We start from the raw sequence: 24,959 nt of genomic DNA, 5'->3' as shown, positions 1-24,959 counted from the left end.
GTTATCCACTTCCAGTTGTTCGATATTAAAGAACCTCAACCTTTACCTTGATAACACCTTCGAGAATATTGGCGATGAACGATTTAAAGATAACAATTACTCTGCTGCTCCCCCCTTGTGGCAAGCCAGAGCCACTATAGCCAAGGAGAGAATGGTCAGCATCAACAAGTGCTTAGCTAACCATATGTGGCTTGATTTATTGCTTTTCCGGCTTTGGTACACACTCTCATAACTCATCAAGACCTGTGCGCCTTCTTGTATCTGCCAAACCCGTTCGTAATAGAAGGGCCACCAAAGATCGTAAAATGGCTGGCTCCAGACTGTGACCCGTTTGCCTTTTGTGGCGACTAGCAAAGTTATATCAAAGATACTCCCTCGATAGGCTATTTCCTCTCCCGAGTCCGTCTGTATCCTGATCGTGGAGCCGTGTGCAGTACGAAGGGGCTGGTAAACATGCACAAGCAGCCCTTCATTTTTCGTCAACTGTTCTAGCGGTAAAACGGGGTTAAGTGATTGAACGTATGAAAAAAGGCTCCAGAAGCCAGCCATGATGGCTACCGCCACCAGAAACTTGGTCCACCCCTTTTGCATGGCACGGACGCCGAACACACGCCAGAACCAGGTGGCTTGAATGCGCGCCTTCGTCATGCGCCATTGTTTGCGAAACGCGAAAATGTCCATAGCCATGCTTTTTCATCCCTGTATATGTTTCCAGCCGCCATCTGCTGCAAAGACATTACGATCTGCAGAGCCCACCATATTCCACCAGACTCTGCGACATCGTAAGTGGTCACAACACCTCAACCTTCACCTTGATAATCCCATCTCGAATATTGGCAATCGCACTGAAGGCCGATTTGGAGAGATCGATAATACGCCCGCTTTTAAAGGCGCCACGATCATTGACCTTGACTACCACGCTCTTGCCATTGGCGATGTTGGTAACCCGCACCATGGAACCAAAGGGCAACTCCATATGGGCGGCGCTATTGAGGTTGTTGCGATAGAGCTCGCCGCTGGCGGTCTTTTTACCGTGATAGCGGTCGGCATAATAGCTGGCATAACCGGTCTCGCTATAGCCGCGCCAGCTGCCGCCGTGACTCTCGTCATAACGGCTGCTACAGGCGGCCAGCAGCAGGCAGACAAACAGCAGCCCCCCTTTGCAGGCCGATTGCACCACTCCCTCTCTCCCGATGCCGCGCATCTACTTCTCCTCGCTCACCTTACCGGATAGATAACCCGGCTGATCATATCGCGTCGCAGTAACGGGGAGATTCTCCCCATACCGGCAAGCCACCGCAATGTAGGCGGCCCCTTGCGATCATGGGGCCCAGCCCTGTTGCCAACGCAGTGGTCACCGCGATTGTTGCAATAAACACAGGCTTTAAATCACCACTGTTGCACCCAAGAGACAATCAAGGGGCCACTTCTCTGCTCGCGTTTGCCAACAAGAGCACGCAAACCCCCTCCGATCTGCGTCCGAAACGCAGCACAACAAGAGGGATACTTAACCAGAACCGGGCAAGCCCGTTCATCCGCAGCCTTATCCCATCAGGGGCAGCGCCGCTACTTTGCCATATTTCTCCAATAAAAAGGGAGGCGAATGCCTCCCTTTTCTCTTGCTATTTGCCCATCAGAGTCAGGCGATCAGCTTGTCGTCGGCAAAGCCGAAACCGCGCAGACCCACCACATGCACATGCTCGTGCTTGCCTTGCACCTTGCGGATGAGCTTGTAGGTGGTGCCCTTCTCGGGGCTGATGTTCTCGGGCGCAGCGATAAGCAGCTGCATATCCTGCCGCTCGCACAGCTCGAACAGGGTGGCGATGGATTTGCCATCCAGACGGGCCGCTTCGTCGAGGAACAGCAGACGGCAGGGGGCGATATCCTTGCCGCGCAGACGGCGGGACTCCTCCTCCCAGCTGATCAGCACCATCAGCAGGATCGCCTGACCGGTACCGATCGCCTCACCGGTAGAGAGCGCACCGCTCTCGGCACGCAGCCAGCCATCGGCCCCGCGCTGCACCTCGATCTCCAGCTCCAGATAGTTGCGATAGTCGAGCAGCACGTCGCCCATCACCTGATAGCTGCGATCCCCCTGCTCGATCTGCGGGTTCAGGCGCTGGAACAGCTTGGCCATCGCCTCGGAGAAGCTGAGCTCCTTGTCGGCGAACAGATCGTTGTGCATGGCGGTTTGATCGGCCAGCGCCGTCAGCAGACGGGTGTGGGCCTCGCGGATATTGACGTTGAGGCGCACCCCGCGCACCAGACCGAAGGCGATGTTCTGCAAGCCCTGGTTGAGCACCCGGATGCGGTTCTGCTCGCGGCGGATGATGTTGGTGATCTTGGCCGCCACCTCGTGAGAGGAGAGCGACAGATGGGTTTCCCGCTGCTTGAGCTCGTCTGCCAGACGCGCCAGCTCGATCTCCATCTCCTCGATCGCCTCAACCGGATCATCGGAGCGGATGATGTCGTTGCGGATGCGATCCTTGAGGTAACGGTAGACCTGCACATAGAAGGCCACCTTCTGCTCGGTGCTGCGGTTGCCCTCCGACAGTCGCAGTGCATCGCGCAAGGCCTCGTCGTGGGCCACCGCTACCCGCAGGGCGCCGAGGGCCTTGTCTGACATGGAACGCAGCTCGTCGCTGTCGAGGTACGCCAGCTCGCGCTTGTTGAGGCGCTTCTCGACGTCGGTCTCCCGCGCCAGCCGCACCACCCGCGACCAGCTCGCCTTGTGACCCACCAGAGATTTACGGGCGCTGTAGTAATCCTTGCCTTCCAGCTTGAGACGACCGCCAAGGGATTCGATCTCGCGCTTGGTTACCTGCAGCTGGGCCTCGGCGCTGGTGCGACGGGAACGGGTGCGGATCAGCAGCTCTTCGATCTCTTTCTTGTGAGCGCGCGCCTTCTCTTCCATATCGTCAGAGAGGGTCAGCCCCATGGCCGCCAGCTCCTGCTCGAACTCGGTCAGGGTCTGGCGCTTGGCCTCGACGCTGGAGTTAAGGGCAGTGCGCAGCTGCAACGCCTCGGTGTGGCGCAGGGCAATCTGCTTGTGCTGCTCGCCGGCGGTGCGGGCCGCCAGCTCGGCCGCCTTGAGCTTCTCTTTGAGTCGCTCGCTCATCTCGGAGGCCTTGCCCAGCAGGTCTTGCGCATCCTGATAGGCAAAGTGCGGCAGACGGGCCACCAGCTGATCGAGGGCGTAGCAACGGCGTTTCTGCTCGGCCAGCAGATCGCTCACTTCATCATAGGCAGCCTGCAACGCAGCCAGATCCTGCGGATCCTGACGCAGCACCTGCACCATGGTTTCCAGTTTTTCCAGCGACTTGCCGTGCTTGGCGATAAAGGCTTCGGCCTGTTTCAGAGCTTCCACATCGGCGTGAGCCGCCTCGAGGCGGGCCGCCAGCTCTGTCTCGGCAAACAGGTGAGCAAAGGGCAGCATCCCCTGCACCAGCTGGATATGGCGAGTCAGCTGGGCGGCCGCCGCTTTGGCATCACTCAGCTGCTTGTCGCACTCGCCGATGGCCCCTTGCAGCGCGCGCAGTTCGGCCTGTTTGGCCTGCACTTCGGCTTCCGGGTCGGGGCGGAAGGCGATATCCAGATGCTGGCCGATAAAGTCGCGGAAGTGACCGTAGAGACGATGGTACTTCTGCTGCTCGAAGGCGGCCTTGGCGTAACCCTCGATGAGCCCTTCGCGCTCAAGGTCGAGCTGCTCGATCCGCTTTTCCCGGGCGGCGCGGCCAAACAGCGGCAGCTCGGGGTAGCGGGAGAAGCGCACCTGACGCTTGCTGGTGCGCACCAGCACGGCGTCCCCCAGCTCGTCCGCTTCCACCAGATCCTCGTCAAAGGAGTCGGGGTTGCCCTGAATGAGGTAGATATCTTCCGGGCAATCTTCCAGCTTTTTCAGCCGCTCGATGGCCCCCTCAAGGTCGAGCACCACCAAAGCGCTGCGAGCCGGGCCATAGAGCGCCGAGTAGTAAGGGGCATCGTCGATGGAGATGTCGTCGTAGACATCGGAGAGCAGCACGCCCCCCACCTGCTCGGCGATGCGGGCAAGACGGGGATCCGCCTCGCCAGCACCCAACTGCAGGTTGCGAATTTGCAGCTCCAGCGCCTGTTTCTGCGCCGCGATGCGATTGCTCTCCTGCTCGAACTCGCGCTCCTTGTCGAGCACTGTCTGCATACCGGCCGAAAGCTCTTCGGCGGTAGTCAGCGGCAGACCGCTCTGCTCGCGCAGCTGCTCGAGTTTTTCAAAGGATTTGAGCCAGCGCGGCGCCAGCTTGGTGAGATCGCTGATATCGCGCCCCAGCTGAGTGCCCTGATGCTCGAGGCTGGCGCGGCGCTGGTTCACCTCCGCCTGCTGCTCGGAGAGCTCCTCCTGACGGGTGCGCTGGGCTTCGAGGAAGATCTCCAGCTCATCGCTGCTGGCAATAAGCTGGCCAGAGGCCTGCTGCAGCTCGTCACGCAGCTTGAAGAGATTTTTCTGGCTTTCGCTCTCTTTCTCGAGGCGAGCCAGCGCGGCGCGCAGCCCCTGCCCCTGGGCAATACGGGCCTTGTCTTCGATGTGACGCTTGAGCAGCGCCTGCGCAGTGGGCCAGGCGGCTTCGCGCACTGTCTCGGGGGCGATACTCAAAAGCAGCGCCAGCGCCGCTTCGTGCTCGGCCACTGCCGCCTTCGCCAGCGCCAATTGTTGCTCGGCCCCCAACACCCGGCTGGTAAGGCTCTGCTCGGCGGCGCGGAACTGGTGCAGGGTGTCACTCGCCTGTTCGGCGGTCAGCCCCGGCAGCTCGCACTGCTCGCGGGCAGCATCGAGGGCCTGCACCGCCTGACGGTACTGGATGGCGCGGGTCTGCTGGATATCGAGCGCCTGCTGGTAGTCGGCCAGCTGGGTCTTGAGGCTGTCGACTTCTGCCTGCGCCAGCTCCTTGCGCTCTTCCACTTCCAGCAGTTGGCCGTGGATCTCCTCCACCACCGCCTGCTGCTGCTCGAGTTTGTCAGAGAGATCCGCCAGATCGGCGCGATACATCTCGATCTTCTTCTGCAAGCTGACAGCCGCCATCACCTTGGCCAGATGCTCGGAGGCAGACTCCAGCTCGTCGGTCAGCAGTTTCTCGCGGTTGGTGAGCTGCTCCACCTCGTCGGCCAGATAGATGGCGCGCTGTTTCTCTTCGGCCAGAATGCGGCGCTTGTCGGCCAGCTCCTGGCGCGCCTTGAGGGCCAGCTCGGAGAGGCGGCTCTTCTCGGCGGCATTGCGCACATAGTCGGCGGCCACATAGTGCGTGGTCTCGGTGATCAGGTTCTTGAACAGATCCCGCTGACCTTGCGTCTCCTTGATCGCCTCCAGTGTGCGGCGGTTTTCATAGATAGCCGCCTCCATGTCTGCAAACGCCTTGCGCACCCCGGAGTTCTCCGGCAGCAGGTATTCGCGCAGGGAACGGCTGATGGACGAGGAGATGCCGCCGTAGAGGGAGGCTTCGATCAGGCGATAGAACTTGCCGCGATCTTTTTGATCACGCAGCTTCTTCGGGGTGATGCCGAACTCGAACATGAAGTTGTGATAGTCGGTCACCGTATTGAATTTGGCGACTTTCAGCGCCCCAAGCTCGGCGGCCGCCCCTTTCAGATCGGTAAAGGCGCGTACCCGCCCCTTGCCGCCATCGAGCTTCTCCAGCAGCAGATCGGTCGGAGCCAGATTCTCCGGCACATCCACCAGCGCAAACGGGGTGATGTTGACCTTGTTGTCACGGTTGGCCACCTGTTCGAGATGGACGCCGACCCAGATCCGCTGTTCGCGGCTGTTCATCACTTCCAGCAAGGAATAGCAGTGGCCGCGCTGCAGCTTGCCGTAGAGCCCCTTGTCACGGGAGGAGCTGCTGGAGCCCGCTTCCGTGGTGTTGCGGAAATGGAGCAATGACTGGTCGGGGATGAGCGCCGCGATAAAGGCCGCCATGGTGGTGGACTTGCCCGCGCCGTTGCCGCCGGAAAGGGTGGTAACCAGCTGGTCGAGATCGAAGGTCCGGGCAAAGAAGCCGTTCCAGTTGACCATGGTCAGGGATTTGAACTTGCCTCGCACCGGTTATACCTCCAGATCCAGTTGTTCTTCATCGAGATCCGCCTCGATGTCATCAAAGAGCGAGTCGCTGCTCGGCATTTCGTCGTCGTGGAAGATAGCTTCACCCTCCTGGATCATCCGCAGCTGAACGGCGCGCGGATCTTCATCGGAGCGCACGTCGGCGGCGAAACGGAATACCGATTCGTTGACCCGGAATTTATCCCCATTGCCAAGGGCGGTGATCATGCCAAGGCGGCGCAGGCGACGCATGGAGGTACGGATCTTTTCGAGCAGCTTCTTCTTGTCGAGATCGGTACCGCCGGAGCGGCTGTTGACCATCCGCAGCAGCTGCTTCTCGTCGGCGAGGCTCAACACCTCTTCTTGCAGCTCGGCCATGGCGAATACCCCTTCCGAGGCGAGACGATCCGGGCTCAGGTAGAGGTAGCAGAGCACCTTGCCCACCAGCATATCGAGCTCGGAGAGCACAGTGGTGCCGATGTCGGAGCTCGGGCGTGGACGCAGGTAGAAGAAGCCTTCCGGCGCCTTGATCAGCTCCACCTGATAGCGGCCGTAGAAGATCTCCAGCTCGCTGTGATATTCGACCAGCGCCGAATGCTGCTCGAACTCGTCGGCACTGATGTGACGACCGGAGCGCAAGGCGGTATCGATGCGCGGAAACAAGGGGTTGGCAATCGCCTCTGCGAGGCGCAGCGGCAAGGGAAACTCAGAATTGATCAATGACATAGGCCTGAACCTTGGATCCAGCTTGGTTAATGGGTTTCCATGCGGGTTGGCGATGCAGTTCGCGCTCGCCGCTGGCATGGCCCAGGCGCACGGCCTGGTCGATCAGAAGACGCGCCACATCGAAGTGGGCATGAGCCGGGTAGTCCAGCAGGTATTCGCGCAGCACATCGGCCAAGTCCAGCTGCTGGCCCTGCTCGGGGTAGCGGGCCAGATAGCGCTCGATGCGCTCGGCCAGCTCCTGGTTGATATCCACCATCTCGACGTACTCCATCTCGAGGGGCACCTCACCGGTCACCTCCTCGTCGTGGATGGCGATGGTTTCGTCGCGCAGCTCCAGCAGACGGGGCTCTTCGGCCACCCGCAACTGCCAGTTGTGCTGCTCGAAATTGCGGATGGACTCGCGCAGCCGCTGGCTGAAGGCGCGGTTCTTGTCCATGTCGATGGCGTTGCGGATAAATTTGTGGACGTGCCTGTCGTAGCGGGACCAGAGCTCGATGCACTGCTGACCCCAGCTGGTGATGACGTCAAGGCGCCCTTGCAAGGCGTGAGTCAGCTCCTCGACGTGGAACAGATCGTCGCGCCCCTGCGCCGCTTCCTGAATGTTGAGCAGCCCCGCCTGCAGGCGGTGGCCGGCAGCGTCCAGGGTATCCTGCAGCTCGCGCAGGGTCTGGCCAGTCTCGTGCAGCAGCTTTTCGCAGCTGTGAATGGCATCGACCCAGTTCTGGGTCAGCAGGGCCGCAATCTCGCTTTTGACCTGATTCTGCTGTTCATCCATGGCGCGCTGGGTGAGATCGATCCGCCCCAGCGTCTCTTCCAGCGAAAAAGTGAGCCGTGGCAGCACCTCGGCATCCCACTGCTCACGGGTGTTGGTCTCCAGCGCCGCCTTGCGGGCGGTGTCGAGCTCGGAAGCCAGGTGCTCGAGCAGAATGGAGAGCTTGATGGAGTCAACCTGACGCTGATCCATAAAGAAGTCGACGATGCTCACGCCAAGGCGAGACAGGCGGTAGAGGCTCTCCCCCGCCACCATGTCGGTGTTGAAACGCGACAGCAGCTGCTGGCGAATGAGATCGTTGATGGCGTTGTTGGCGCGACCGGTGAGGGTCTCGTCCATCTGGCCGAAGGCGCTGCTGACATAGCCAAAGGCATCGTGCAGCGCCGCTTCCGACAGGTCCGACTCATCCTCGGACAAGGTCTTGATTGCAATCAGAAAGGCCAGCCGGTCGGTCGGCAGGCTCAACGCCAACCCCTCCTGCCTGACCCACCCTACTAGCTCCGGCAAAGAACGCTCTGGCAGGGTACGGGATGTACTCATCATGATGTTGTCATCTCGTTGTTGTATTGGGCGCAAAATCGTGCGCGCGGCTACATCCGGTAGCATCGAAAACATGGTTCACATCGACGTGAACAGCGAGCAATCAGCTGGCCGGCTTCTGGGCCATCACATGGATATAGCGACCGAGGGAGACAAAAGGCTCCTGACGGCAATATTGCTGCTCCATGGCCAGCAGATCGTCGAACTTCTCCACCTGATCCTGCTTGTGACGCATATAGTCGTGGATCACCCGCACCCCGGTCTTGCCGATGATGCGCAGCCCCCCGCGACCAATCCAGTCATAGACCTGCTCCGGCAGCTGGGGATTCGTGGGCGTAAGCGCAGTCTGACGCTTCTTGCGAAGACCAAGGCGCACATAGTCAAAATTGCCCACCACCAGGCTCTGGAACAGCAAACCATGACGGTTGTAGAAAAGCAGCGACAGTATGCCCCCGGCATTGACGAAAGGGAACAGACCCAGCAAGGTCTGGCGCGGCTCGGCGAGCCACTCCAGCACCGCATGACAGAGCACCAGATCAAAGGTACCGGTCACGTGTTGCTTCAGATCCTGAATGGGGCAATGGATGAGACGGATTTTGTCTTCCAGCCCCTTCTCGGCGATCTGGCTGCGGGCCAGTTCCAGCATTTCTGCTGACAGATCGCACAGCTCCACCTGATGACCCATGGCCGCCAGCTTCTGGGCGAAATAGCCAAAACCGCCCCCCGCATCGAGGATGCGCAGCGGTCGGTTGCCAAGGCGGGCCAGGCAGGCTTCTATGTCGCTCCAGACAATGGTGGTGCGGATGCGCCCCTTGGTGGAGTCGTAAATGTTGCGGGCGAACTTGTCGGCGCGCCCGTCAAAACTCTGATCGTGCTTCAAGGAGAAACTCAACATTAGCGCCACAGGGTTGTGGCCATCCCAAAAAAGAGAGGTATTCTGTCACATCACGAATTTGCTGAAAACTCAAGGAAGTGTCTGCCGTGTTTGTGCTCAAAAAGTGGCTTGGTCAGCTGTTGATGCCGCTCCCCTTCTCCCTCTCCCTGCTGCTGGTTGCCCTGTTGCTGCTCTGGTTCACCCGTTTTCAGAAAACCGGCAAGCTGCTGGCGACTCTGTCGCTGCTGCTGGTCGCCCTGCTGGGAATGCGGCCGGTGAGCTATGAACTGGCCCGCGGGCTGGAGCAAACCTTCCCGCCGTTCGAGGTGAGCCAGCATCCCAACATCGACGCCATCGTGGTGCTCGGCAATGGTCATGTCAGCGACCCGGCGGTGCCGATGCGCAGTTGGCAGAACAATATCTCGCTGGCACGGACTCTCGAAGGGGTACGCCTCGCCCAGGCCTATCCCGAAGCCGAGCTGGTGTTCTCCGGCTATGTGTCGGGGGATACCCTCTCCAATGCCGAGGTCAATGCCCGGATGGCCGAGAGCCTCGGCATACCCCGTTCGCGGATGACGTTGTTTGAAAACAACAAAGACACTCATGATGAGGCAGTCAGTATCAGCCGACATCTGAAAGGAAAAGAGGTGGCACTGGTCAGTTCTGCCACCCACCTGCCGCGCGCCATGGCCCTCTATCAGGGTCAGGGGCTCAACGCCGTACCGGCCCCCACCGATTACACCGCCAAGCAGAGCCAGGTGGCCCAACCGCTCTACAGCTATTTACCCAAAGGGCGTTATCTGATGTATTCCGAAGCTGCCATCCACGAATGGATTGGGGTATGGTGGGCCCGCTTGCGGGGGCAGGTTAACGAATGAGCAATCAAGCGTTTCATTCCTGATTTGGATCAGGAAAGCGAAAAAAAATTACGTCATTTGCCGCCGGGTCAGCTATCTTGGGCTCGGTTCAATTCATATAATGTTGCGCAATCAAATGCCTAGGAGATTAAGAAGATGAGACAGCACCTGGTAATGGGTAACTGGAAACTGAACGGCACCAAGGCTTCTGTAGAAGCTCTGATCAAAGGACTGACCCCGGCTGCTGCCGCTCATCCTTCTGTGCAAGTCGCCGTCTGCCCGCCGGTTATCTTTTTGGGTCTGGTTGAGCAGCTGACCGCTGGCACCAAAATCGCCTACGGTGCCCAGAACGCCGACGTACACGAGTCTGGCGCCTTCACCGGTGAAAACGCTCCGTCCATGCTGAAAGCCTTCGGTTGCACCTACTCTCTGGTCGGCCACAGCGAGCGTCGTACCCTGCACGCAGAGAGTGACGACGTGGTTGCTGCCAAGTACGAAGCGATCCAGAAAGGCGGCCTGGTGCCGGTTCTGTGCATCGGTGAAACTCTGGAGCAATTCGAAGCCGGCGTGACCAAGAACGTGGTTGAGACCCAGCTGAAAGCCGTTATCGACCGTTGCGGTATCGCCTCCTTCAACAACGCCGTTATCGCTTACGAGCCGGTATGGGCCATCGGTACTGGCAAGACTGCCACTCCGGAGATCGCTCAGTCCGTTCACGCTCACATCCGTCAGTACCTGGCCGGTTTTGATGCCGCCGTTGCTGCCAAAGTACAGATCCTGTACGGCGGTTCCGTCACTGGCGCCACTGCTGCCGACCTGTTCGGTCAGCCGGACATCGACGGTGGCCTGGTCGGTGGTGCGTCCCTGAAAGTGGACGACTTCTCCCAGATCATCGCTGGCGCTGCCAAGTAATCGCTGATTACGGCAAAGAGAGGGGCTTGTCCCCTCTCTTGTATCGCTTTTCCTATGGTGGCCCCCGCATCCCATACGAAAGCCGATATAGTAAAAGTGGCTTGTCTATTTCCAAACATTCGTATTTGACAACTCAGATCCAGAGGCACTCATGACCAAACAAATCAAACGTATTGGTGTTCTGACCAGTGGTGGCGACGCGCCGGGTATGAACGCAGCCATCCGCGCTGTGGTTCGCGCCGGTCTGCATTACGGCCTGGAAGTTTACGGTATTTATGATGGCTACCTCGGTCTGCACCAGGATCGCATCGTCAAGCTGGAGCGTCACAGCGTCTCCGATGTGGTGAACCGTGGTGGTACTTTCCTCGGCTCCGCCCGTTTCCCAGCCTTCAAAGACCCCGCAGTGCGCGCCGAAGCGATCGAGAACCTGAAAAAGCACGGTATCGATGCGCTGGTCGTCATCGGTGGTGACGGCTCCTACATGGGTGCCAAGAAGCTGACCGAAGAGGGTTTCCCCTGCATCGGCCTGCCGGGCACCATCGACAACGACATCGCCGGTACCGACTTCACCATCGGCTTTGATACCGCCCTGAACGTGGTGGTTGACGCCATCGACCGCCTGCGCGATACCTGCAGCTCCCACCACCGTATCTCCGTGGTCGAGATCATGGGTCGTCACTGTGGCGATCTGGCCATGTCTGCCGCCGTTGCTGGTGGTGCCGAGTACGTGATCGTGCCGGAAGTAGCCTTCGACAAAGAGAAGCTGCTCAAGCAGATCAAGGAAGGCGAAGCCAAGGGCAAGAAGCACGCCATCATCACTATCTGCGAGCACGTTACCGACGTGAACGCACTGGCCAAGGACATCGAAGCCCTGACCGGTCGTGAAACCCGCGCCACCATCCTGGGCCATATCCAGCGTGGCGGTGCCCCGACTGCCCGTGACCGCATCATGTCCAGCCGTATGGGTGCTTATGCCGTTGAGCAGCTGCTGGCTGGTCACGGTGGTCGCTGCGTCGGTATCCAGCGCAACGAGCTGGTACACCACGACATCATTGACTGCATCGAGAACATGAAGCGTCCGTTCGATCAGGAGCTTTATAACCTCTCCACTACCCTGTTCTAAGCACCACAGGAACAAGCTGGTTATGCAAAAACCCTCCATCCGGAGGGTTTTTCTATTTCGACCCGCAGATCACCGTGGTGTGCAGAAAATGGATTGGTACCAGTACATTTGGCAATGTCATCAGGCAGGCCCGCCAACTGCGATATAACAACAACACCTATATGACCGGCTTGAGGTTGCGCTTCAGCTCGGCCAATTAACCCACCTTTGCAGTCGCTACCGACAGTTTGCCCAGCCTACTCTCTGCATCATCTCTTCCGCTCTATCTTATTCCCCCCACTGTTACTGTTGTCCTCTGGTGCTCCTGTTAGGCGATGCGTTATCTCTAATCCGCACCGACGGGGCTCAACATTGGCTACAGATACAGGCAGTAGCAGATCGGGGGCCTATCTCGCTCCCCCCCCTGCAGGTTGCAACTTGTCCCCTTGAGGGAAAAACCGATTCCCAAGCCACTATTGCACCAACCAATATCAATCACGCTATCTCATCCATAGGTCAGAGGCTAAAAAATGGGCTACCTCTGCATTTTTTCTCTCTCAGATCCGGCTACATCGCTAAAAGCAGGGCTATTTATGCAGATCCATGAACAGAAGATCGTGATAAAACCCTAACCATGGCGCTGGATTGCATGCCGATACCGGCATTACTCTCTTTCAGAGGGGGATTATCTTCGCCAGAAGCGGTGAAACCAGATTCACAGCCATTTTTTGACGCTAAAAATGGCTGCCTAGCCCAACAAAAAATGTAAAACCAATTAATGGCTCCATTCAACCCCCCTAATTCAGATTCCATACACCCAACTAAAACACTGAAAATAAAGGGCTTTTAATATGACAACCCCATTAAAACAACCAGCACCTCAAACATAGAGGATAAAACAGCCAAAGGATTGCAAAAACAGAGCTTTCATTACCACGAAGAATACAAAGCTCACTTTTATCAATTAAACCCTTGTTTTAAGCTCCTATTATGGTATCTTGACCTCATCAACCAACAACCTGGGGAGAAAAAAGATGAAAGAGTTTGTTGTTACCGCTGTTTTTACCGTGTTTTTCACCCTGGTTGCTGTCTCTCTGCCCTCGCTGTCACAGCTCTGAGTCGGATAGAGAGGCATCAATCGGGAACGAGCCTCTCTGGCATGACGCTTTAATCGCCACAAACTGGCGCTTTTAGCCATCAGTGCCGAAATGGTCAACATGGATATGATTTCAAGCTGTTGTGGTTGATTGTTTAACCACACTTCTGACTGAGCCAACGTCAGACCATCCTCGGGGGAGCCAAGCTCCCCTTTTTGCTACCTGCCGTCTGACAACACCTTTGCTCTCTCCTTATCCTTTCCTCCTCTTCTACCGCTTTGCTGTTTGTTCAGACCAATCTTTTTCCCAGTAACCAGCGGGCACAAAAAAGCCCCCACCCGAAGGTGGAGGCTTGTGGCATAACTGGACGTGTCTAACAGTGGTTAATCCCGCTTATACCTTGTTCCAGCGCTGCGGGTCATACTCCGGGCTGAAGCGATCAACGATCACGGCGCAGGCTGCGTCACCGGTGATATTGAGGGAAGTCCGGATCATGTCGAACAGACGATCCAGCGCGAACAGCAGCGGCAATCCTTCGATGGGGATCCCTGCCGCCAGCAGCACCGCCACCACCAGGAAGCTCGGGCCCGGTACACCGGCCTGACCAATCGCGCCCAGGGTAGCTGTCACTATGATGGCGGCCCAGGCACCAACGCTCAGATCAATGTTGTAAACCTGCGCAAAGAAGATGGCGACCAGCCCGTAATAGATGGCGTTACCGCTCATATTGATGGTGGCCCCTAGCGGCAGCACGAAAGAGGCCGTTGCATTGGTCACCTTCAGATCCTGCTCGCAGGTCTCCATATTGACCGGCAGGGTCGCCATGGAGGAGGCGGTAGAGAAGGCAACGATCTGCGGCTTCTTCATCGCCGAGATATAGGTCATCACCGGCGTGTTGGAGAAGAGCGCCACCAGCAGCGGGTAGACCACAAAGCCGAAGATCAAAATCGCGGCAACATAGACCACGAACAGCTTGAGCACCAGCGTCAGCACATCGAAGCCATAGGTGCCGATGGCATCAGCCATCAGACCAAATACCCCGAGCGGCGCGATGATCATCACCTTGTTGATCATCCAGACAAAGGCATCCACCAAGGTATTGAGGCCATCGACCAGCGGCTTGGCCCGCTCGCGCGGCTGTTTGGCCAGCGCAATGCCGAGAAACATGCAGAACACCAGGATCTGCAGAATGTTCGCCTCGTTAAGGGACTGGAACACGTTGGTCGGGATCATGCCAAGCAGGGTTGCGACGGCATCCGGCAGCGCCCCTTTATCGGCATAATCACCGCCAAACATGGAGGAGACTGAGCCAAAATCGACACCGACACCCGGCTTGAAGATCTGTCCCATCACCAGTGCCAGCAACACGGCCAGTGCCGAAGTGACAAGGAAGAAGGCCAACGTGGCCACCCCTATCTTGCCCGCAGCCGGGCTTGCGCCCAGATTGGCGGCGCCGGAGAGGATGGCAACCGCCACCAGCGGGATCACCAGCATCTTGATGAGCTGGATAAAGAGGGTACCGAGCGGGGCAAAGATGGTGGCCTGCTCACCCATGAGCACCCCGACCACTGCCCCCAGTACCATGGCCACCACAACCTGGAAGCCAATATTTTTTATGAGTCCTTTAGTCAACACAGTACTTTCCTTTATGTAGCTACATTCGCACTTTCCCAGTGCAATAAACCAGACAGGGGAATGAGCTCCTGCACATTCCCCTGCTGCGGCGTGTTATCGCATATTTCATTGCTGTTTGAAATCGACAAATCGTTAACAGAAGCTATTAATAATTTTCTAAAAAGCGCATTTCCCACCCTTTGGTTGCGTTTTTTGCAGTCAGCCCAATGACAACTGGCAAAATGTTGTGCTAGCTTGGCTGCACAACCGAACATACAAGGATGTAAAGATGCTGAAAGTTAACGAATATTTTGACGGAAATGTAAAATCCATCAGTTTTGAGCAAAAAGGCGAGAAATCTACTGTCGGCGTCATGAACGTCGGTGAATACCTGTTCAATACTGCCGCCCCCGAGCGTATGACGGTGATCAAGGGCGCCCTGACCATCCAGCTGGCGGATGAAGATGAGTGGCACACCTACAGCCAGGGTGAATCCTTCCTGGTTGCGGGCCACTCCTCCTTCAAACTGGAAGTGACTACCCCCACCGCCTACCTGTGTGAATTTCTCGACTGATCTGCCCGGCTGAAGGGGCTCATCCCTTCAGCCCTCTCTCCCTCCTCCTGCTCTTCATATCTCTACCCATGTCACAGCGCGGCACATCCCCGCTTTTCATCCATGGCAAAAATCCTAGAATAAACAGACATAAACCATCACCGGAGTGGTGTCATGATCAGTGTGTTTGACCTTTTCTCTATCGGCATCGGCCCCTCCTCTTCCCATACAGTCGGTCCCATGCGCGCCTCTTATGCCTTTGTACAGCAGCTCAAGCTCCAAGGCCATCTGCCTCATACTGCGCGAGTCGAAGTGGAGTGTTACGGCTCGCTGGGCCAGACCGGCAAAGGGCACGGTACCGGCAAGGCGATCATTCTGGGGCTGTCGGGCTTTGAACCGGAATCGGTCGATATCGATGCCATCCCCGCCATTCTGGCGCGAGTGGAAAAGGAGCAGAGCCTGCAACTAGCAGGCGAGCAACCAAGCCATTTTCCCCGCACCGGTGCCATCATCTTCAACCGCCGCAAAACCCTGCCGGCCCACACCAACGGCATGACTCTGCGCGCCTTTGGCGAAGATGAGAACCTGCGCTTCAGCCAGACCTACTACTCGATTGGCGGCGGCTTCATCATTGAAGAAAGCCACTTCGCGACCGCCAAGGAGGAGGCTGCCAGAACGGATAGCGAACATCCCATACCCTACCCCTTCGAGAGCGGCGCCCAGTTGCTGGCACACTGCCAGGAGAGCGGTCTCTCCATCTCCGGCATCATTCTGGCCAACGAACGAGTCTTTCGCAGCGACGAGCAGATAAAGAGCGGTCTTCGCAAGATCTGGCAGGCGATGCAGGGTTGTGTCGAGCGGGGTTGCAAGAGTGAAGGGGTCCTGCCGGGCGGGCTCAAGGTACGGCGCCGCGCCCCGGGGCTGTTTCGCCAGCTCAGCTGCGAGACCAACTTCAACAAGGATCCCCTGATGGTGATGGAGTGGGTCGATCTGTTTGCGCTGGCCGTCAACGAAGAGAATGCGGCAGGCGGACGAGTGGTCACAGCCCCCACCAACGGCGCCTCCGGCATCATTCCGGCGGTGCTTCACTACTATGATCGCTTCGTCCACAAGGTCGATGACGACGAGCTGGTGCGCTTTTTCCTCACCGCGGCAGCGATCGGCATCTTATACAAGAAGAACGCCTCCCTGTCGGGAGCGGAAGTGGGCTGTCAGGGGGAAGTGGGCGTGGCCTGCTCCATGGCGGCCGGCGCGCTGACCGAACTCTTGGGTGGCAGTCCGGCCATGGTGGAGAACGCCGCCGAGATCGGCATGGAGCACAACCTCGGGCTCACCTGCGATCCCATCGGCGGGCTGGTACAGGTGCCCTGCATCGAGCGCAACGCCATGGGCGCAGTGAAAGCGATCAATGCCGCCCGCCTCGCCCTGCGCGGTACCGGCGAGCACAAGGTGTCGCTGGACAAGGTGATCAAAACCATGTGGGAGACCGGCAACGACATGAAGACCAAGTACAAGGAGACGGCCCGGGGCGGCCTCGCCGTTAACATTACCGAATGTTAAAAAACGGCAATTGACTCCATTTGGTTCCGAAATGCCCGGCATCGCCGGGTATTTTTATGGGCAAACGCTTAACAAAATGGATAAGCACCAAAATAAATTTTATACTCGCGCCTCAAACTCAACAAAAATAGATCTATTTCAACTTTTTTTAGGTCGCGAGCCGTTACACTACGGTTATCTGGTTCAGTGACCTGCGCAAACCAGCGCGTTCCATGGATCTCCCAAATTTCTGTGAGTGGGCATGCCGCCCCCTTCTACCCTGAGGTAATAGTGACATGATCAGCGTTTTTGATATCTTCAAAATCGGTGTAGGCCCCTCTTCTTCCCACACTGTTGGCCCGATGAAAGCAGCCAAACAGTTTGTTGACGAACTGCGCGCAGGCGGCAAGATCCGCGATATCACCCGCATCAATGTCGATGTCTACGGCTCCCTCTCTTGGACCGGTAAAGGCCACCACACCGACACCGCCATCATCATGGGCCTGGCCGGCAACCTGCCGGAAAACGTCGATATCGATGCCATCCCTGAATTTATCTCCCGCGTAGAGCAGACCGAGCGTCTGCCGATCGGCCTGCACTGCCACACCGTCAGCTTCCCGCGCGATGCCATGGTATTCCACGACGAAGCCCTGCCGCTGCACGAAAACGGCATGAAGCTGACTGCGCTGATCGAAGATGAAGTGGTCTACAGCAAGACCTACTACTCCATCGGTGGCGGTTTCATCGTTGACGAAGAGAACTTCGGCAAGGCTGACAGCGGCGACATGTCCGTGCGCTATCCGTTCAAGAGCGCAGCTGAACTGGTTGCCCATTGCAGCCAGACCGGTCTCTCCATCTCCGCTCTGATGATGGAAAACGAGAAGTGCTTCAACACTCCGGAAGAGATCTACAAGAAGTTCGGCAAGATCTGGAACACCATGCGTGAAGGTATCGAGCGCGGCTGCCGCACCGAAGGCGTTCTCTCCGGCCCGCTGCGCGTGCCCCGTCGTGCGGCTCCGCTCTACCGCCAGCTCAACACCAACGAGAACCTCTCGAGCGACCCGATGAACATCGTTGACTGGGTCAATATGTTCGCTCTGGCCGTGAGTGAAGAGAACGCAGCTGGTGGCCGCGTAGTCACCGCGCCGACCAACGGCGCTGCCGGCATCATCCCGGCCGTACTGGCCTACTACGACAAGTTCATCCAGCCGGTTGGCCGCGACGAGTACACCCGTTTCTATCTGGCTGCCGGTGCCGTCGGCATCCTCTACAAAATGAACGCCTCCATCTCCGGCGCCGAAGTGGGCTGCCAGGGTGAAGTGGGTGTTTCCTGCTCCATGGCCGCTGCCGGTCTGACCGAGCTGATGGGCGGTAGCCCGGAGCACGTCTGCGAAGCCGCTGAAATCGGTATGGAGCACAACCTGGGTCTGACCTGTGACCCGGTTGCCGGCCAGGTTCAGGTGCCCTGCATCGAGCGTAACGCCATCGCAGCCATGAAGGCGGTCAACGCCTCCCGTATGGCCCTGCGTCGTACCTCCAAGCCGCGTGTCTCGCTGGACAAGGTGATCGACACCATGTACGTCACCGGCAAGGACATGGACTCCAAGTACCGTGAAACCTCCCGTGGCGGTCTGGCCATCAAGGTGATGCAGGTTGCCTGTGACTAAGCAGCCACCGGCATGACGACAAAAGGCGGGTTATCCCGCCTTTTTTCTTTTTACCAGTTCCGGCACTTCGTCACTGGAAGAGTGGATAACAAAAAGGATGGCCTTGCGGCCATCCTTTTTTATCTGCTCTATCCAGTCAATCACGGCACCAGGGCCGCAAGCCGGATCAGGAGGAGAGTTTGCCATCCAGTTCGGCAATCTTGGCAGACCAGTAGGCCGGGCCGGTTTCGTGGATATTGTTGCCTTCGGAGTCGACCGCAACGGTCACCGGCATATCTTCCACTTCAAACTCGTAGATCGCTTCCATGCCGAGATCGGCAAAGGCCACCACGCGGGCCTTCTTGATCGCCTTGGCCACCAGATAGGCGGCGCCACCAACGGCCATCAGATAGACAGCCTTGTGCTGCTTGATGCTCTCGACGGTTTTCGGGCCGCGCTCGGATTTGCCGATCATGCCGATCAGGCCGGTTTCACCCAGCATCATATCGGTGAACTTGTCCATCCGGGTGGAGGTGGTGGGACCTGCCGGGCCGACCACTTCGTCGCGCACCGCATCGACCGGGCCAACGTAATAGATAAAGCGGTTGGTGAAATCGACCCCTTCCGGCAGCCCTTCGCCGCGGGCCAGCATATCGGCGATACGCTTGTGGGCAGCATCGCGGCCGGTGAGGATCTTGCCGGAGAGCAGCACGGTATCACCGCTCTTCCAGCTGGCCAGCTCGGCCTTGGTGATGCCATCGACGTTGACACGGCGCACGTTGCCACCCGCTTCACGGGTGATCTCCGGCCAGTCGCTCAGTTTCGGCGGCGTCAGCTCGGCGGGGCCTGAACCATCGAGTTCAAAGTGAACGTGACGGGTCGCGGCGCAGTTGGGGATCATCACCACCGGCTTGGAGGCAGCGTGAGTCGGTGCGGATTTCACCTTCACATCCAGCACGGTAGTCAGGCCACCCAGACCCTGGGCACCGATCCCCAGCTTGTTGACCTTGTCGTAGAGTTCGACGCGCAGTTTCTCTTCAGTGGTTTGCGGGCCACGAGCGATCAACTCCTGAATGTCGATGTGCTCCATCAGCGCCTCTTTGGCCAGCACGGCAGCCTTCTCGGCGGTACCGCCGATGCCGATGCCGAGCATGCCGGGCGGGCACCAGCCCGCACCCATGGTCGGCACGGTTTTCAGCACCCACTCGACGATATCATCGGAGGGATTGAGCATGACCATTTTGGATTTGTTCTCGGAACCACCGCCCTTGGCGGCGATGCTCACCTCGACCTTGTCGCCCGGGATCATATCGATATGGACGACCGCCGGAGCGTTGTCTTTGGTGTTTTTGCGACTGCCGGCCGGGTCGGCCAGCACCGAGGCGCGCAGCGGGTTGTCCGGATTGGTGTAGGCACGGCGGGTACCTTCATCCACCATCTCCTGCACCGTCATATCGCTGTCCCACTGCACCTGCATGCCGATCTTCACAAAGCAGGTGACGATGCCAGTATCCTGGCAGAGCGGACGGTGGCCTTCGGCAGACATGCGGGAGTTGATCAGGATCTGGGCCAGCGCATCCTTGGCTGCGGGGTTGGCTTCCCGATCATAAGCAGCTTTGGCGGCCTGGACAAAATCCAGCGGGTGGTAATAGGAGATGTACTGGAGGGCATCTGCGATGGAATCGATAAAATCCTGTTTTTTTATAATGCTCATATCATCCTCACTGGTCCTTGCGTCGCACGGGGCGATGGACAAGGGCTTCCATATGATGGCTGTACAGAGGTGCAAACCAAACACTATCGGTCAGCAAAAAACCTGAAGCACAGCAGTTTTTTCTTTAGTCACCGATACCTATGATACGCTTGCCCACCAGCACCGACTAGGGTTCGGGAATCAAACTGTTGCCTGTGTAACATAAAATGACGCCATCACTGCATATCCATTATCCAGATCATCACACGCCTCTCCACGCGCTATTTGCACGGCTGCAACATCAGCCTTGGGCCATGCTGCTGGAGTCAGCCGGACCACTTGGTGCCGACAATGGCTTCGACATCATCACCGCCGATCCGCTGGCCACTCTCGAAACCTGCGGCCAGCTCACCATGGTGCGCAGCAGCAATATAGAAAAAGAGCATCATGGCGACCCCCTCACCCTGCTGGCCGAACTTCAGCAGCAACTGCTTGGCCAGCCGGTCGCACACGACAGCAAACTGCCCTTTATAGGCGGCGCACTCGGGCTGTTTGGCTACGATCTGGGCCGCCACTTTGAACAACTGCCAAGTCAGGCTGCCGCCGATATCAAGGTGCCCGACATGGCGGTGGGGATCTATGACTGGGCGCTGCTGCGCAGCGTCAAGACCGGCGCCTGGCAACTGGTGCACTGGGGAGATGAAGCGGGTCTTGCCAGACGTATCGCCTGGCTCGAACAACAAGTGGCCAAACCGGCGCCGCCTTTCCACCTGCAAGGCAGCTGGCAAAGCAACATGAGCCGGGAAGCTTATGGCGAGAAGTTTGCCCGTATTCAGGAGTACCTCGCGGCGGGAGATTGCTACCAGATCAACCTGACCCAGCGCTTCAGTGCCCCCTATCAGGGCGATGAGTGGCAGGCTTACTGCACACTGGCGGCGGCCAACAAGGCACCTTTCTCCGCCTTTTTGCGCTTGCCGGACAGCGCTATTTTGAGCCTCTCCCCCGAGCGTTTCTTGCTGCTCGATGGTCGCCATATCGAGACCAAGCCCATCAAGGGCACCCGCCCGCGTCATCCTGATCCAGTCATCGATCGGGATATAGCCGAAGAGCTGTCACAGGCGGACAAGGACAGATCAGAGAATCTGATGATCGTTGATCTGCTGCGCAACGATATCGGGCGGGTGAGCAGGCCGGGCTCGGTCAGCGTCCCTCACCTCTTTGCGGTAGAGTCCTTTCCGGCAGTGCACCATTTGGTTTCCACCATTCATGGCGAACTCGATAGCCGCTGGCAAGGGGTCGATCTGCTGCGCGCCTGCTTCCCGGGTGGCTCCATCACTGGTGCACCCAAGATCCGCGCTATGGAGATCATCGAGGAGCTGGAGCCCCAGCGACGCAACGCCTACTGCGGCAGCATCGGCTACCTCAGCCAGCATGGCCGGATGGACACCAGCATCTGCATTCGCACCCTGATTGCCGAAGCGGGCCGTCTGCACTGCTGGGCCGGTGGCGGCATCATCGCCGACTCCGACGCCGACAGCGAATATCAGGAGACCTATGACAAGGTCGCCCGCATTCTGCCCCTGCTCACCGCACTGTGAGCCAGAGCCCCAACGGAACCACGTTACGCCATGGATCGCCACGAACTGCTGACCCGTTTCTCCCTGCAACGACCGGCGCCCGCCCATCGCCTTGCCATCGCCGGCCTCAGCCCGGCGGCGGTGCTGGTGCCAGTCGTGGAGCGCCGCGATGGCCTTCACCTGCTGCTCACCCGCCGCAGCGCCCGGCTGCGCCATCATGCCGGGCAAATAAGCTTTCCGGGCGGGCGCCAGGACCCCGATGATCAGGATCTCATCGCCACAGCGCTGCGGGAGACCAGAGAGGAGCTCGGCATCCCCTCTCATCTCGTGCAGGTGATCGGCACCCTCAATCCGCTCAATACCATCTCGCGCTTCGAGGTACTGCCGGTACTGGCTCTGCTCGATGCCGACTACCCCCTCGAACTGAGTGCAGATGAGGTGGAGCATGCCTTTGAGGTACCGTTAAACCACCTGCTCGATCGCCGCAATCACATCGCCCTCTCCTTTTATCGGGCGGGCAAACAGCACACCGTTTACTGGATCCCCTGGCAACAGCACTACATCTGGGGTGCCACGGCCAGCATGATCTGCCAGCTGGCCCAGCACCTCGAGCGATAACAACATGGCAACTTTTGGCAGGGCGGAATTTAATCATTAACATTAAACTAACGTGCAAAATGATAAACAAAAATTGATTTTTTACTGTTTTGATCACGTTTCTATAAGAAACTCGGGGTTTTCGTCTGTTAAAGATGAATTTGATCAACATTTTTGATTAAAAAAACCGTATCCTTGCCGCCGACTTAATAAGAACCACAATTCGGGGTGAGATAGATGTCAAATACTGTCACTGGCGCACAGGATGTCGCGACCGTAAAGGAGCAAGGAACAAGCTTCGTCCAGAGTAAAGGCTGGACAAAACAAGATTCAACCTGGGTTATCAGCCTGTTTGGTACTGCTGTTGGCGCAGGCATCCTGTTCCTGCCGATCAACGCAGGCATGGGTGGCTTCTGGCCACTGGTGGTGATGGCGCTGCTGGTTGGCCCGATGACCTACCTGGCTCACCGCGGTCTGGCCCGTTTCGTTCTCTCCTCCAAAAAGCCCAATGCGGATATCACCGAGGTGGTAGAAGAGCACTTTGGTGCCGGTGCAGGCAAGCTGATCACCCTGCTCTACTTCTTCGCGATCTACCCCATCGTGCTGATCTACGGCGTGGGCATCACCAACACCGTGGAAAGCTTCATGGTCAACCAACTGCAGATGAGTGCACCGCCGCGCTGGATCCTCTCCATCGTACTGATCATGGGCATGATGTCCGTGATGCTGGCCGGCGAGAAGTTGATGCTGAAAGTGACCGAAGTGCTGGTCTACCCGCTGATCGCCATCCTGGCCGGTATCTCCCTCTACCTGATCCCGGACTGGACCGGTGCGGCTCTGGAGCAAGTGCCTTCTGCCAAGGATTTCGCCGTCACTCTGTGGCTGACCATCCCGGTGCTGGTGTTCTCCTTCAACCACAGCCCGGCCATCTCCAGCTTCTCGCTGGCCCAGCGCCGCGACCACGGTGATCAGGCCGTCGAGAAAGCCGATGCCATCCTCAAGCGTACCGCCATGGTGCTGCTGGGCTTCGTGATGTTCTTCGTCTTCTCCTGCGTGATGAGCCTGACACCGGCTCAGCTGGCTGAAGCCAAAGCTCAGAACATCGCCGTGCTCTCCTATCTGGCTAACCAGCATGCGAGCCCCATCATCTCCTACTTCGGTCCGCTGGTTGCGTTCGTCGCCATCGTCTCCTCCTTCTTCGGCCACTATCTGGGTGCCCGTGAAGGTCTGAAAGGGATGATCGTGCAGAACATGCGCAAATCAGGCAAAGAGCCGAACGCCAAGAAAGTCGAGATGTTCATCATCGCCTTCTTCATCCTGACCCTGTGGGGCACTGCCATTGCCAACCCCTCCATCCTGGGTATGATCGAATCGCTGGGCGGCCCCATCATCGCGACCATCCTGTTCATCATGCCGATGTACGCCATCAAGCGCGTCCCGGCCATGGCGAAGTATCAGGGCCACATCAGCAACGTCTTCGTGACCGTGATGGGCCTGACTGCCATCTCCGCCATCCTCTATCAGCTGGTCGGTTAATCCTCTACCTTCCGCTGTTAGCAAAAAGCCAGCCGAACATTCGGCTGGTTTTTTTATTGCATTTGTCCCGCCCTGAATCGTCTTGCCACTCATCACGCAGTTATTGCAGCCACAGCACCTGAACTCACACAACAACCAGGGCCACTGCCCTTATTCGGCAACCGCATCATGATGTTTCAGGGCGTCGCACCGAACCTCGACCAACAAAAATGCCAGTCGGGTAAGCGACTGGCATCTCTTGATAAACACGCACTATCTCTGGCTGGTTAGAGTGGTTGCGCTTCCAACAGGAACGGCGTGATACCGGTGATTTCCGGAATACCGAGCACCAGGGTGTCTTTCTGGCCATTGCTACCCGGTTTCATGGTCAGATATGCGGTGACACTGGCGTTGCGATCGGCAAATTCACGCATCCTTTTTTCCCAGAGCCCCTCATAAATTTTTCCCTCTTTGATATCAGCAGGACCTGTCAAGGTATTGAAACTGCATGACCGATTGTTCCAACCAGTCAACGTCAGCTTGTTCAAACCTTGAGTGTTGGCCTCTGTCTCGCCGCTGACAGAACACCCCTCTTTAAACAGGATGGTCAGCTTGATCCCCGAGCCATTGTTGCTGCGCTCGGTTTTGAAATCCTGGAACAGGGCGCTCTCCCCAAGGTTGTACCATGATTCCGCGTTGATAGGCGCAGTGACCATCGGCTGCAATGCCACTTGGCCGCCCCAGTTCTGAATAGTGAGCGCTGAATCAATTTTGGCTTTGACGGGTCGATAATCGAGTACCCAGAGTGACTGGCTGCTTCCCGCCACATCTGGCACAGAGGCCACCTTGACTAACCCATCGACATTGGTATTGGACTTTTGCTCCGCCGAGTCGAATGTGCTGGGCTGGCTTTTGTTCACCAGCAACGACAACGTCAGTGGGTAACCCTCACCTTTATTCAGAGAAGAGAAGCCTTGAGGGAAGGTATAAGTACGGACTGTGGCACTTCTTTTCTCAGCAATGTTCATCGCCCAACCCGTGCCCTCTGTGGACGCCGGATAGACAAAACCGACCGCACGATAGCTGTCGTTGACCGGACGGTTGATTAACTGCCCCTGAGCGTCCATCAGGACGGGGAGATAGACGCCGGCCACCGGCAACGCCCTCGGTTGCGGTTCCGGTGGCGTGGTACCACCACCACTATCCCCGCCGCCACCACCGCAACCAGCCAAACCCAATGCACCAATAATTGCCCACGAAAGCGTAGTTTTTTTCATTATT

General features: G+C 57.9%; 18 protein-coding genes. 9 read left to right on the top strand and 9 right to left on the bottom strand.

From position 1 onward, the window contains the following. Positions 1-96: 96 nt before the first annotated feature. From AAHA39_RS03070 to cmoM, 6 genes are all read right to left on the bottom strand, one after another. Positions 97-687, bottom strand: coding sequence for a hypothetical protein (locus AAHA39_RS03070; protein WP_203976314.1), 591 nt, complete (start codon positions 685-687; stop codon positions 97-99). A gap of 103 nt (positions 688-790) precedes the next feature. Further along, positions 791-1,204 (bottom strand): septal ring lytic transglycosylase RlpA family protein, encoded by a 414-nt coding sequence (locus AAHA39_RS03065; RefSeq protein ID WP_320654958.1) that lies wholly within the window; start codon positions 1,202-1,204, stop codon positions 791-793. Between the two features lie 435 nt (positions 1,205-1,639). Further along, entirely contained in the window at positions 1,640-6,067 is a 4,428-nt protein-coding gene (mukB, locus tag AAHA39_RS03060; protein ID WP_320654960.1) for a chromosome partition protein MukB, read from the bottom strand. A 3-nt stretch (positions 6,068-6,070) separates the two neighbouring features. Next, on the bottom strand, positions 6,071-6,790 hold the full coding sequence (mukE, locus tag AAHA39_RS03055) for a chromosome partition protein MukE (RefSeq protein ID WP_005336835.1): 720 nt from the start codon (positions 6,788-6,790) through the stop codon (positions 6,071-6,073). Then, positions 6,771-8,105, bottom strand: coding sequence for a chromosome partition protein MukF (gene mukF / locus AAHA39_RS03050; RefSeq protein ID WP_111901131.1), 1,335 nt, complete (start codon positions 8,103-8,105; stop codon positions 6,771-6,773). Before mukF ends, mukE begins: the two co-directional genes overlap by 20 nt. Before the next feature lie 100 nt (positions 8,106-8,205). Next, positions 8,206-8,982: a tRNA uridine 5-oxyacetic acid(34) methyltransferase CmoM gene (cmoM, locus tag AAHA39_RS03045; protein ID WP_033113262.1), complete on the bottom strand. Its 777-nt coding sequence runs from the start codon at positions 8,980-8,982 to the stop codon at positions 8,206-8,208. Between the two features lie 101 nt (positions 8,983-9,083). Here cmoM and elyC point away from each other — a divergent pair, with 101 nt between their 5' ends. From elyC to pfkA, 3 genes are all read left to right on the top strand, one after another. Then, positions 9,084-9,854, top strand: coding sequence for an envelope biogenesis factor ElyC (gene elyC, locus AAHA39_RS03040; RefSeq protein WP_071910267.1), 771 nt, complete (start codon positions 9,084-9,086; stop codon positions 9,852-9,854). A 135-nt stretch (positions 9,855-9,989) separates the two neighbouring features. Next, positions 9,990-10,745 carry a triose-phosphate isomerase gene (gene tpiA, locus AAHA39_RS03035; RefSeq protein WP_041207655.1) on the top strand — a complete coding sequence of 252 codons (756 nt, stop codon included), beginning with the start codon at positions 9,990-9,992 and terminating at the stop codon, positions 10,743-10,745. 151 nt (positions 10,746-10,896) lie between these two features. Then, positions 10,897-11,868 carry a 6-phosphofructokinase gene (gene pfkA / locus AAHA39_RS03030; protein WP_041207654.1) on the top strand — a complete coding sequence of 324 codons (972 nt, stop codon included), beginning with the start codon at positions 10,897-10,899 and terminating at the stop codon, positions 11,866-11,868. A gap of 1,469 nt (positions 11,869-13,337) precedes the next feature. Here pfkA and AAHA39_RS03025 read toward each other — a convergent pair. Continuing rightward, entirely contained in the window at positions 13,338-14,579 is a 1,242-nt protein-coding gene (locus AAHA39_RS03025; protein ID WP_042030891.1) for a dicarboxylate/amino acid:cation symporter, read from the bottom strand. A gap of 268 nt (positions 14,580-14,847) precedes the next feature. Between AAHA39_RS03025 and ppnP the strand changes: the two genes are divergently transcribed. From ppnP to AAHA39_RS03010, 3 genes are all read left to right on the top strand, one after another. Further along, positions 14,848-15,132, top strand: a complete 285-nt coding sequence (gene ppnP, locus AAHA39_RS03020) for a pyrimidine/purine nucleoside phosphorylase (protein ID WP_320654965.1) — start codon at positions 14,848-14,850, stop codon at positions 15,130-15,132. Positions 15,133-15,285: 153 nt separating this feature from the next. Continuing rightward, on the top strand, positions 15,286-16,671 hold the full coding sequence (locus AAHA39_RS03015; protein WP_320654968.1) for an L-serine ammonia-lyase: 1,386 nt from the start codon (positions 15,286-15,288) through the stop codon (positions 16,669-16,671). Between the two features lie 275 nt (positions 16,672-16,946). Continuing rightward, the gene (locus AAHA39_RS03010) at positions 16,947-18,317 is read left to right on the top strand and encodes an L-serine ammonia-lyase (protein ID WP_041207648.1); all 1,371 of its coding nucleotides are present in this window, start codon (positions 16,947-16,949) and stop codon (positions 18,315-18,317) included. Between the two features lie 166 nt (positions 18,318-18,483). Here the strand turns inward: AAHA39_RS03010 and AAHA39_RS03005 are convergent, their stop codons facing one another. Further along, complete coding sequence (locus AAHA39_RS03005) at positions 18,484-20,010, bottom strand: fumarate hydratase (RefSeq protein WP_108570696.1); 1,527 nt, start codon at positions 20,008-20,010, stop codon at positions 18,484-18,486. Between the two features lie 293 nt (positions 20,011-20,303). Between AAHA39_RS03005 and pabB the strand changes: the two genes are divergently transcribed. The 3 genes from pabB (at position 20,304) to AAHA39_RS02990 (ending at position 23,699) form a co-directional block, all read left to right on the top strand. Next, positions 20,304-21,587: an aminodeoxychorismate synthase component I gene (pabB, locus tag AAHA39_RS03000; protein ID WP_320654971.1), complete on the top strand. Its 1,284-nt coding sequence runs from the start codon at positions 20,304-20,306 to the stop codon at positions 21,585-21,587. A 30-nt stretch (positions 21,588-21,617) separates the two neighbouring features. Continuing rightward, complete coding sequence (locus AAHA39_RS02995) at positions 21,618-22,184, top strand: CoA pyrophosphatase (RefSeq protein WP_201929767.1); 567 nt, start codon at positions 21,618-21,620, stop codon at positions 22,182-22,184. 216 nt (positions 22,185-22,400) lie between these two features. Beyond that, positions 22,401-23,699, top strand: coding sequence for an HAAAP family serine/threonine permease (locus tag AAHA39_RS02990; protein ID WP_182925552.1), 1,299 nt, complete (start codon positions 22,401-22,403; stop codon positions 23,697-23,699). Between the two features lie 266 nt (positions 23,700-23,965). On the opposite strand, the gene AAHA39_RS02985 is transcribed toward AAHA39_RS02990, so the two are convergent. Then, positions 23,966-24,955 carry a hypothetical protein gene (locus AAHA39_RS02985; protein WP_320654978.1) on the bottom strand — a complete coding sequence of 330 codons (990 nt, stop codon included), beginning with the start codon at positions 24,953-24,955 and terminating at the stop codon, positions 23,966-23,968. Between the last annotated feature and the right edge of the window lie 4 nt (positions 24,956-24,959).

It is taken from the genome of Aeromonas sp. SE22 (assembly GCF_038739755.1).
In the GTDB taxonomy this organism is placed as follows: Bacteria; Pseudomonadota; Gammaproteobacteria; order Enterobacterales; family Aeromonadaceae; genus Aeromonas; species Aeromonas jandaei.
Note: the sequence above shows the minus strand (reverse complement) of the source record. Positions and strands in the feature narration are given on the sequence as shown.